Source organism: Tepidibacter hydrothermalis, from assembly GCF_029542625.1.
GTDB classification, from domain to species: Bacteria; Bacillota; Clostridia; order Peptostreptococcales; family Peptostreptococcaceae; genus Tepidibacter_A; species Tepidibacter_A hydrothermalis.
Window position 1 is genome coordinate 2,669,724 of sequence record NZ_CP120733.1, and the last position, 12,095, is coordinate 2,681,818.

At 28.5% G+C, this 12,095-nt stretch carries 8 protein-coding genes; all 8 read right to left on the reverse strand.

Features of this window, described 5'->3' with window-relative positions:
- Positions 1-54: 54 nt before the first annotated feature.
- The 8 genes from eam to P4S50_RS12645 all read right to left on the reverse strand — a co-directional run bounded on the left by eam (position 55) and on the right by P4S50_RS12645 (position 11,997).
- The gene (eam, locus tag P4S50_RS12610; protein ID WP_277731147.1) at positions 55-1,311 is read right to left on the reverse strand and encodes a glutamate 2,3-aminomutase; all 1,257 of its coding nucleotides are present in this window, start codon (positions 1,309-1,311) and stop codon (positions 55-57) included.
- Positions 1,312-1,811: 500 nt separating this feature from the next.
- Positions 1,812-3,686 carry a monovalent cation:proton antiporter family protein gene (locus P4S50_RS12615; RefSeq protein ID WP_277731148.1) on the reverse strand — a complete coding sequence of 625 codons (1,875 nt, stop codon included), beginning with the start codon at positions 3,684-3,686 and terminating at the stop codon, positions 1,812-1,814.
- A gap of 417 nt (positions 3,687-4,103) precedes the next feature.
- Complete coding sequence (locus P4S50_RS12620; RefSeq protein ID WP_277731149.1) at positions 4,104-5,513, reverse strand: carbon starvation CstA family protein; 1,410 nt, start codon at positions 5,511-5,513, stop codon at positions 4,104-4,106.
- Positions 5,514-5,620: 107 nt separating this feature from the next.
- Positions 5,621-6,331, reverse strand: coding sequence for a LytR/AlgR family response regulator transcription factor (locus P4S50_RS12625; protein ID WP_277731150.1), 711 nt, complete (start codon positions 6,329-6,331; stop codon positions 5,621-5,623).
- A gap of 1 nt (position 6,332) precedes the next feature.
- Complete coding sequence (locus P4S50_RS12630; protein WP_277731151.1) at positions 6,333-8,012, reverse strand: sensor histidine kinase; 1,680 nt, start codon at positions 8,010-8,012, stop codon at positions 6,333-6,335.
- A gap of 177 nt (positions 8,013-8,189) precedes the next feature.
- Positions 8,190-8,885: a DUF1361 domain-containing protein gene (locus P4S50_RS12635; RefSeq protein ID WP_277731152.1), complete on the reverse strand. Its 696-nt coding sequence runs from the start codon at positions 8,883-8,885 to the stop codon at positions 8,190-8,192.
- A gap of 145 nt (positions 8,886-9,030) precedes the next feature.
- Positions 9,031-10,983 (reverse strand): GTP-binding protein, encoded by a 1,953-nt coding sequence (locus tag P4S50_RS12640; RefSeq protein WP_277731153.1) that lies wholly within the window; start codon positions 10,981-10,983, stop codon positions 9,031-9,033.
- 60 nt (positions 10,984-11,043) lie between these two features.
- The gene (locus P4S50_RS12645) at positions 11,044-11,997 is read right to left on the reverse strand and encodes a hypothetical protein (RefSeq protein WP_277731154.1); all 954 of its coding nucleotides are present in this window, start codon (positions 11,995-11,997) and stop codon (positions 11,044-11,046) included.
- Positions 11,998-12,095: the final 98 nt, after the last annotated feature.

Below are 12,095 nucleotides of genomic sequence, written 5' to 3' on the forward strand. Positions count from 1 at the left end.
ATTTATTTTTTCAACAAAATGTATTGTATCACAATATAATATTATTGTCAAAAACTATTTGATAACTTCTTTTATATCTACAGAAGGATGATTCTCATATTTTACGATTTCACCTTCCCAGGTTCTTATCATTACAAAATCTTTTCCTCTTGAAATTAAGTATTGAGGAAGTATAGGAGTTTTCCCTTTACCTTTTGGAGCATTAACTATATATGTTGGAACCGCCAATCCAGACGTGTACCCTCTTAAGTACTCCATTATCTCAATTCCATCATCTATAGATGTATTAAAATGCGTAGTTCCCTTAACATGCTTTGCATGGAATATATAGTAAGGTCTTACTCTACACTTTAACAATTCATGATTTAAGCATCTCATAACAAACTTATCATTATTTATTCCATTTAATAATACAGCTTGATTTCCAAGAGGCACTCCAGAATTTGCAAGTTTTTCGCACGCAGCTTTTGTCTCTTCTGTAATCTCCATAGGATGATTAAAGTGAGTATTTATAAATATAGGATGGTACTTTTTAATCATATTACAAAACTCATCAGTAATTCTTTGAGGCATAGTAACTAGAGTTCTACTTCCAAGTCTTATATAATCAACATGAGGAATAGCTCTTAATTGACTTATTACCCACTCTAAATAATCATCATTTAGTGTAAGTGGATCTCCTCCTGTTATTAATACATCCCTTATTTCTTCATTTTCTTTTATATAATCTATAGACTCTTGTATAACATCTTTAGATTTAGCCTCATCACATTGACCTATATTTCTTCTTCTCTGACAGTGTCTACAATACATAGCACATTCATTAGTAACATTTATTATAAGTCTATCTGGATATCTTCTAGTTATACTTCCAGCAGGATTTGTAAATTCTTCTCCCATAGGATCTAAATCGTCTACATTATCTTGAAGTTCTATAAACTCAGGTATAGACATAAGTTTTACAGGATCTAATTTTTCTTTTGGATCTATTAAGCTTAAATAATATGGAGATACAGCCCATCTAAATTGTTTGCCAACCTCTTCTATTCTCTTAATTTCTTTATCTGTTAGATCTAGTATTTTAGATAAAGTATCTACATCCCCGATTCTATTCGATAATTGCCATTTATAGTTATTCCAATCTTCCTCAGTTCCTCCAAGAACAGATAGAATTTTATTTTTTCTCTCAAGTAACGCTTCCTGATTTTCCAAGCCTTTAGGTATAGTTTTTTTAGCCTCTAAATAGTCCTCTATTCTACCCTTTAACTCCTCGGCTCTTTTTAATGAAATTTGTCTTTTATTGTTTTCCATTTAAAACCTCCTAATATTGCATTATTTATTTTAAATATGAAGAATCATACTATTGTAACATTTTTACATTAAAATAGAAGTTGTTTCTATTTTTAATAATTTTTAGTTTAAATTATACTTTTATAACTATATTATTAATATTCCAAATTTTAAGTCTTATATAGGTGTAAATACTACCACATAAACTATAAGTTGATATTATATTTATACAACAATTTAAACTATAAAATTTTTATAGCTTAATTAATTGGATATTTTCGACATTTTTCGCTATTTTCCTAGTCAAACATACTCTATAAAGTCTCAATTATGCATATTCATTGTGATCAATTGAATTTAGATATTGTATCTAGGTAAGAATTTCATAAAGATTTGTAAATTCTAATTTCGAAGTTTTTAGAGTAAAACAGTTCTATTTATTATATCATTCTTAAAGTTAAAAGTAAATATTTTTCTTAAAATTCCCATTATAATCTTAGGAAAAGAAAGACAGTTATTTATTATAAATAACTGTCTTCCCTTATACTTCCAAGTATATTTTTTGCTTTTTTAACATTATGACTTTCTCCAACAATCATTATAATGTCTCCCGGTTGAAGTATATTATATCCATGAGGTATTATTTTTTCAGCCCCTCTTAATATTGATAAAATTAAGCAATCTCCTGGTAAAACCACTTTATTTAATGGTTTTAAAAAATATTCTTCATTTTCAAGATATACTTCTTCTATCATAAAATCTTCTTCTTCAAACAATAAAGAAAACGCTTTTGGATGTATTATAAAATGTTCTGCCATAAAAGCAGTTGCAAATTCTGGCGATACACTCATAGCTCCGTATAAAGACTCTCCTTTAGGTGTTGACTGACTATTAGTTAATAGAATTATATGATCTATACCAAATTCAACCTTACATATTTCACAAATTTCAGTATTCATATCTTCTATACTTTTTGCAACAACAACTGTATCTGCTTTGTCTATTCCTATTTCTTCAAGCCATTTACTATCAGTTGCATCTCCTAAATATACAGTTTCTCCAGTAGCACTTATCTTATCAAACTGAGATTTATTATATGTTACAAAAGTCAAATTCATTTCGAACTTTTTAAGCCTTCTAGCAAGCAACATACTTTTATCATTAATACCTATTATAAATATATTTTTTTTATTTTTAAGATCAATTTTAGGCATCATTTGATTAAATACAAGAGGCGAAAATGTACAAGTTATTATAGCAACTAATATAATAGCACCATTAGTCTCCTCTTTTATAAGTCCAAGCTTTAACCCTATGGCACTTGCAGCTATAATAAGGCTAAGTCTTGAGGATAGCAAAAATCCTGCTGCTATACTTTTTTTCATAGAAAAATTAAATTTCAAAAGTAAAGATGGTATTACTTTTACTGCGTACACAGCGATTAGTAAAGCTGGTACAAGGTATATTGCCTTTGGATTATTAATAACTGCCTTAATATCAAAGTTAGCCCCAACCATTATAAAGAATATAGGTACAAAGAATCCATATCCTATTGCGTCAAGTTTAACATATAAATCCGATTTGTCTTTCTCATCTAGCAGGGCAACTATAAGACCTGCTAAAAATGTCCCCAGAATAATTTCAGTTCCAAGACTTTGAGCTAAAGCTATGAATATCAATATTAAAGAAAACGCTCCTCTAACCTTTATCTGAGATGTAGTATCAGCTAGTTCTTTTACTATCTTATTATCTACTACAAACCTAAGTCCCATTCTATAAAAGACAAAAAATGCAACAAATAATAGTAAAATTAAAAGCACTTCATAAGTTGCCTTTGATGTATAAAATGTAACAAAAAATGTTATAAGTACCATAGTAACAAAATCAGATATCAAAGAAGTAAGCAATATTGTTTGCCCATATTCTGAGTTTATTATATTTTTTTCTTTTAATATAGGAACTACTATTCCTAAAGAGGTAGTACTAAGTATCAAGCTCATAAGGGCTACATTAGATACAAGTCCAAATGCTTTAAACATGTACGCTATAACAAATGATAAAATCAATGTTATAAGAAATAAAATTATAGATACCAGCAATGGTTTTTTATACCACTTAGCTTCAGAACTTTTGTTAGTTGGCTTCATCAAATTAAAATCAATTTCAAGACCTGACAAAAACATTAAAAATGCAAATCCAAACGTGTACAGGAAGTCAAGCTGAGGACTCTCTTGAATCAAGTTAAATCCACTCTTTCCTATAATCATTCCGGACACTATTTCTCCAACCACTATAGGTATTGGTATAAACTTAATTTTAGTTATTAATATAGGTACAAATGTAGCAAGTAAAATTATTATCAACAAAGATATATATGAAATAGATGAATGTTCCATACAAATCTCCCCCTCTCTTATCTATTAATATTATTCTTTTATTAAGCAATATCTATACCAAGTCTACATATTCAAATCTATTTTTCTTAATATTTTCTATTCACTTTTATATTAAATACCCTTTATCTGGTGATTTTAACCATGTATACAATAAAAAAATTTACTTCTTCATACTGCAATTACTTATATTAATAAAAACTTTCCCAGAACTTAATTAAGTAAACAAATTTTTATCTAATATAATTATCAATATGTCTAAAATCTATACTTTATGTTTTAACTATGGACTTTTTATAAATAAAAAAGGTATGATTGATCTCAATCATACCTTTTTGTTTCATATTGATACATTTATCATATTGATAGCTTTTTCCTTGTGTTTCAAAACGATACACATGTTTCATTTTGATACATTCATTAAGCAGCTATCTTATCTTTATTTTTATTCTTTTTAGATAAGAATAATCCAAATATTACAAGTCCAAATATTATACCTATAGGATTTGCAAGACTTGCAGATTGTTTAAATCCTTCTGGCGCTTGTATTATATATGCTGTTGTTACAACAGTCATAAATGCAGCTGGTATACTTGCAATCCAATGATTCTTATTTTCTTTAGCTAAATAAGCAGCTCCTGCCCATAACATCATCATTGCTAAAGTTTGGTTAGCCCAAGAGAAGTATCTCCATATTATATTAAAATCTATAAATGTAAGAGCTATACCTACTGCAAATAATGGTAGTGCTATTGAAAATCTCTTAACTAAACTATCTTGCTTATAATTTATAGAGTCTGCTATAGTAAGTCTCGCACTTCTAAATGCAGTATCTCCTGATGTTATAGGACATGCTACAACTCCAAGTAAAGCTAATAATCCACCAAACTTACCAAGTAAAGAAGTCGATATTTCGTTAACTGCAACTGCTGCTCCACCTTTAGCAAGTACCGCAGCAAGTCCTTCAGTTCCTCCGAAGAAAGTCATAGCAGCTGCTGCCCATATTAAAGCTATTATTCCCTCTGCTATCATTGATCCATAGAATATTCTTCTAGCTTCACTTTGTTTTCTAACACATCTAGCCATAAGAGGAGATTGTGTAGCATGGAATCCTGAAATAGCACCACATGCTATAGTTATAAATAAGAATGGGAATATAGGAGTTCCCTTAGGGTGTAGATTTGCAACAGTTATTTCTGGTATATTGTATCCTTTTACAACTAATCCTCCAGCTATACCTACAGCCATTATAAGAAGAGAAGCTCCAAATATTGGATATATCTTTCCTATTAATTTATCAACTGGAAGTACAGTTGCTAATATATAATATGCTATTATCGCTATAACCCAAAATCCTTTGTTAAATGAAGTTAAGTTAGCTAAAAGCCCAGCTGGACCTGTAACAAATACTACACCAACTAATATTAATAATACTACTGTAAATACCCTCATTATTTTCTTTACAGTTTCACCTAAATACATCCCAACTATTTCTGATGCACTAGTTCCTTTATGCTTCATAGATAAATATCCTGATAAAAAGTCGTGTGTTGCTCCTGCGAATATACATCCAAATACAATCCATAAAAATGCTACTGGTCCCCATAAAGCTCCTGCTACTGCTCCAAATATAGGTCCAAGTCCTGCAATATTTAAAAACTGAATAAGGAAAATTCTAGGCCAACTCATAGGTATATAGTCTACACCATCTTCCATTTCAATAGCTGGTGTAACTTCTGAATCATCAATTCCAAGAATATTTTCTACAAACTTACCATATATAAAATATCCTAGGATTAAAAGTATAATTGCTGAGAAAAACGTTATCATAGTATTCCCTCCTTGAATTTTAATTGTCTTTAATTAAATTATAATGAAGTTTTTGTTCAAAATTTTATATTTTACACGAAATGCAAAAAAAAGCACATAAAGTGCATTTATATGCCCATTATGTGCTTAAATTCTTTTATATTTTTCCTACTAACTGGAATTTCAATATCTAATTTCTTTAATTTAACATTGTAAGTATTGTTAAACCAAGGTATTATCTCTTCTATTTTATCTATATTCAATATATAAGATCTATGACTCTTAAAAAAATTATACCCAGAAATCTTATTGTAAAACTCAGATATGCTCATATTAACAGTATATTCTTTATCCTTAGTATAAACTAGAGTTTCTCTTTCTGAAGATTTACAGTAATATATATCATCAATATTTACTACTATCATCTTCTCTCCTTTTAAAAGAGTCACTCTGTCACATATATATTTTTTTTCTTCACAATTCTCTAATCGCTCTATCTTTTTTAACGTAGTGAGTATTCTTTCTTCTGAATACGGCTTTAATATATAATCAAACGCTTCTAATTCAAATGCTTCTATAGCGTGTTCTTTATATGCTGTTATAAAAACTATTTTAAAATCTTTATTAAACTTATTTATAACCCTAGCTAAACAAACACCATCTAACTTTGGCATATTTATATCTAAAAATACAATGTCAATATCATTACTCTCTATAAAGTTCAACGCTTCTAATGAATCATCAAACTCTTCTACTATTTCTATTGAACTAAAGTTATTTATAAAGTACTTAAGCTCCTCCCTTGAAGGAGATTCATCATCTACTATTATACATCTCATATTATTGCCTCTTTCCTTCACGATATATTATAAAGCTGATTTTTGTTCCTTTATCAAGCCTTTGTATATCAAGACCTTTTCCATATATGAGTCTCAATCTATTGTGTACATTCACAAGTCCAATCTTATTTTCCTTCATATTTCTCTTATATATATTTTTTATTATTTTTTCATCGATTCCAATACCATCGTCTTGTATAGAAATTTCAATATCATCATCAAAATTTCTTTGAACTTTTACTGTTACGCATCCACTACCCGTTCCCTTTAATATTCCATGTTTTATAGAATTTTCAACTAACGGCTGTATTATAAGACTTGGAACCTTTATTTCTATACTCTCATCAATATTATATACTACATTTAATTTATCACCAAATCTGGCTTTTTCGATTTCTACATAAGCTTTAACTTGATCTAATTCTTTATTTATATCAACACAAGATTCACCAATTTCTAGGTTGTATCTAAGATAAGTAGATAAGCTTATTATAAGTTCTCTTGCACGATCTGGGTTTATTCTTATAAATGAAACTATAGTATTTAATGCATTGAATAAAAAGTGAGGATTTATTTGAGCTTGAAGAGCCTTTATCTCAGCTTTATTTGCCATTTCCTTAAGTCTTTCTATTTTAGCTATTTCAAGCTGAGTAGATATCATTTGAGAAAGTCCTATAGCTAAAGTCTCATCCTTAAAGCTTATAGAATCCTCTTTGTTATAATATATTTTTAATGCTCCAACAACAGATTCACTATCCTTTAAAGGCATTATTATAGCAGATTTTAATGGACAATTCTCACTCGGGCAAGCTATTTGCTTATTCGTTCTAAGTACTACTATTTCTCCAGTTTCTATTACCTTTTCAGTAGCACGAGTTAACACTTTTTCACCATCTATATGATGATCATCTCCATCTCCTACATGAGCCAATATGTACTTTTTATCAGTTATAGATACCGCACTAGCTCCTACACTATCTTTTATAACTGTACATATTTGCTTTAACGAATCATTGTTTATATTCCTGAAATAAGGAAGTGTCTTGTTAGCTATTTCAAGAGCCAATTTTGCTTGCCTTGCAGCTATCTCTTCTTTTTCTTCAAATATATTCTCAGTAATTAATATTACAATTCCTATACCCATTCCATTTACCAAAGTCATAGGTATATATATTTTTTTTACTATCAAAAATGCTACTGTAAATGGTCTTGAAAGTAATAGTATTAATCCCATACTTATACTTTCAATTAGTATTCCACCTAAAATACCGTATATCCATCTATTCTTATCAGTTGATTTATTGTATATAATTCCTGATATACATCCTCCAATAACAGTACTAACAAAGCAAGGAAAAGCTGTAATTCCCCCGACGTCTATTAAGTATCTGTGAAGTCCTGCTATTATTCCTGATACAATTCCAACAAATGGACCACAAAGTATACCTCCAGCCATAACCCCAATTATTCTAGTGTTTGCTATAGCTCCTCTAACATCTGTACCTATATAAGTGCCAAGTATCCCAAATGTTCCAAATATAAACGATAATACAAAAAGGTCTATATAGTTAAATTCATCTTTTTGTATTATTTTCTTAAAACTTTTAATCTTAGATATCATAAAGGCTATTAATACTACGTATCCTAGATTATTTATAAGATTTTTTAATAAGTATATCAATTTATCATCTCCAAATTAATGTTTCATATTAATTATATCAAAAAATATTGTTTTTTGTCATAATGATATGTTTCGCCTAAATCTAAAAGTTCTAAAACTCCATCTGAATTAAGTTTCGCTTTATATATTTATTATAATGTACTTTAGTTTTTTAATATATTCAAAAAGAACAACCCTTTATTCAGGATTGTTCTTAAAATTTATCAAACTATACACAAGTATATAAGTAAACAGTAAAGCCGTTCCAAGCATCAATGAAAAGTATATAGCTTCAAGTTTAAAACTATTTATAATATACCCAAATAACTTCATAGGATTTGATACTATATCCCAGCTATTAAATCTTACAAACCTACCTAAATATATTCCATATCCACCAAGAAACGATACAATGATTACGAATATCCAAGATATAAAAGCATTAAATTTATCTTTAACTATTATCTGATTGAAATACAAAGAGGCTACCCCAAGTAAATATCCTATTAAAGCAAAAAAAGCTATAAGTATAAAATCATACCATATCCAAAAGTTCCTTTGAAATTCTAAAGTATCTTCTATTTTAAATGGATACTTAGATACACTGATGTGTATAAAATCAGTTATTATATAAGGAGCATTAGGATAAAATAGTAACCATATGCACATACATATAAATATTACTATATTGTTGCTATTTCCCTTACCTTTATAGTACCTATTGTGTACTATTAAAGAAAATCCAAATGGTATCCAAGCTAAAAATAGATTCCAAATATATATAAGATATCTATATGTATTGAGCCTATAGCATCCGTTTGCAGCCATAACTACACCTATCATTGTGACTAAGAAAAATACACTAAAAATCGAAATTAATCTTTTGTTTATCACTTTTTACCCCCTAATCTATTTTATATTTCCAAATTCAGATTACCATATTTTTGTAAATATATCTATAAAAAAAATTCATTTCATACTAACATATTGCTTATATTGGCAACTATACTTATTTTAATATAGTCTACCAGAATCTTATTTATAAACAATGCATCTCTTTTTCTGATTTATCCCAAGTCACTGTATATCCTTGACCTTTTGAGCAAAATATAGAAGATGAGGTATAGTCAAAATCAGCATTTTTATTATACCCAATTCTTTCTATAACTTCTTCTTCATTATGACAGCGTTCATAACCAGCAAACAGTAAACTCATACTACCTTTTCCTTGCGTAAAGGCAACTAACTCTGTACTATAATTCATAAAAGTAGATACAGGTACCTTACCTGTTATAATTACTTTATTCCCCATAGTCTTCGGTGTATCAAAACTACCATATGCTTTTTGTATATCTGATAAAATCCTTCCGATATGATCTAATTCCACTTTAATTTTAAAATTATAATATGGTTCAAGCAAGATATTTTTTGCCTTTTCAAGTCCTTGTCTTAAGGCTCTATATGTAGCTTCTCTAAAGTCCCCACCACTAGTGTGTTTATTATGTGCTCTGCCTGTGAGCAAAGTTACTTTTATATCTGTTATAGATGAACCTGTTAATAGTCCATGATGATCTCTTTCATAAATATGATGATGAACCAAATTTTGATTTCCAACTGTTAGATCATCAGTATGACAATTATTTTCAAATTCTATACCCCCATTTCTTTTAGAAGGCTCTAATTTAAGATGTACTTCTGCATAATGCCCTAAAGGCTCGAAGTGACCATATCCATTTGCTACTGTATCAATAGTTTCTTTATATAATATTTGCGGATCTTCAAATGTAACAACAAAGCCAAATCGTTCTTTCACCAATTGTTCTAATACTTCTAACTGAATAGTTCCCATAACATGAATGTGTATTTCTTGTAAAGATTCTTCCCATATTACATTTAAAGAAGGATCTTCTGAACCCAACATTTTAAAGCATTTTAATACATGTTTTGTATTCAATGAGGAATCAAATATAACTTTAGATTTTAAGGTTGGTACTATTTCATAACTTACTTTTTCTCTCAAGTTTCCTAAACCATCTCCTATTGATGGTATTGTTAATCCAGTTACTGCAAAAACTTGTCCTGATGATACTTTCTCAACAGTTTTAAATTTATTTCCATTGTAAACTCTTATCTGAGTAATTTTTTCATAAATTTTATTTTCTTCATTACCATAACTTAACTCATCTCTTACTTTTAATGTTCCACTCAAAGCTTTAATATAAGTTACTTTAGTTCCATTATTTTCATGTCGTATTTTATAAACTCTACCTGAAAAAGAATCTTCATCAGAATAATTTGTAAAAGTTAGTTCATGTATTTTATCTAAAAATTCAACTATACCAATATCTTGCAAAGCAGACCCACTAGAACACGGAAAAACTTTATTTTGTTTAATCATACTTTTCATATTACTTAACCATAAATTATTTTCATATCCATCTTCAATATATTTCTCAAAAAGCACTTCATCTCTTTCTGCTATAAATTCTATAAGATCTTCTTTCATTCCATCTTTACTAAAAGATTCTGTTATATCACAAACATCTTCTGTTAGATTCAATCTAACTTCTTCTAATACACTTTCCACATCTGCACCCACTCTATCTACCTTGTTTATAAAGAAAAAAGTAGGTACTTCATATTTTCTAAGTAATTGCCAAAGCGTTTCTGTATGACCCTGTATACCTTCAACCGCACTAATAATGACAATAGCATAATCCATAATTTGAATTGACCTTTCCATTTCTGATGAAAAATCTATGTGTCCAGGAGTATCTATTAAGTAATAATTTGAATCTTTATAAGTCATTACTGCTTGGTCTGAAAACACTGTAATTCCTCGTTCTCTTTCTATATTATGACTATCTAAAAAAGCATCTTTATGATCTACTCTGCCTCTTTCCCTAATGCTTTTAGTATGATACAAAATTTGCTCAGCAAATGTAGTTTTGCCAGCATCTACATGTGCTAGTATTCCAATCGTTTTATTCATAATTCCATCCCCCAAAGAAAAAGAAAGTACCTACTTTAACTTGTAGGTACTTCTTTATATTTAATAATAATACTCTTCAATTTTTTTAGCTACTTCATCAGATAATTTGAACCTCAACTCATTTATTTTTTGAGCACCTTCTTGATCATCTGATTTTAATACATATTTATACTCAGATAATAAATTGTCCATTTCTTCTGATACGTGTTTTAAAATCTTAAGATCACTTGATTTAAGTTCTTCATATGTCTTCTTAACAACAGCATTTACTTTTCCAGTTTCATAATCTACAGTATCACCAAAATGATCAATTCTTAATAAAGCGTCTACATACCATCTCATCATATCTTCTAAATCTTTTTTATTCTCATAATCTTTATTATCTCTAATAAATTTTTCAAGCGTAACTGCTCTATTTTTTATTTCTTCAAAATCAATACTTACATATTCTTCAACAAATGTAGGCTTCTCTAATTCTTTCTTTCTAAGTTCGTAATATGGTTTTACATTTTCAGAAAGATAAGTACCAAAAGTATCATTAATCATGGAATAATCCATAGTTAGATAATAACTTCCTTCTAAAGATTCAAATGTATAACCAGAAGCTACAGCATCCATTACTTCTTTCTTTATATTTTCATCTTTAATTGATTCTAAGTTCAACTCATAATTTTCATCCATAGTGTCATTAACTGCGCCGAAATATTCCATTGAATTAAATTTCTTAGACAGCTTATCGAAATTATCCTTTAATAAAATTTCATATTTCATAACCATTTTATCTGCAGTTTTTTCATCAACTTTTTGTATATTGTCTAAAATAAACTTTTTTATTTCTAAAGTATTGTTTGCTTCTAATACTTTTATAAATTCAGCAAATGTTTTTTCACTAACTTCTTTTTCAACATTGTTTTCTACTTGTGTATTTTCTTTTGGCTCTTCTTTATTTGCGCAACCTGCTAAAACAGTAGCTAAGCAAACCATTAATAATGCTGCTATTACCATTTTTTTCATTTTGTATTTCTCCTTTTATGTGTTTTTATGTTTTATATAATTATGTATTACAAATAATTATATAGTATCAAATAATTTTTGTCACTTCCTAATTTTAT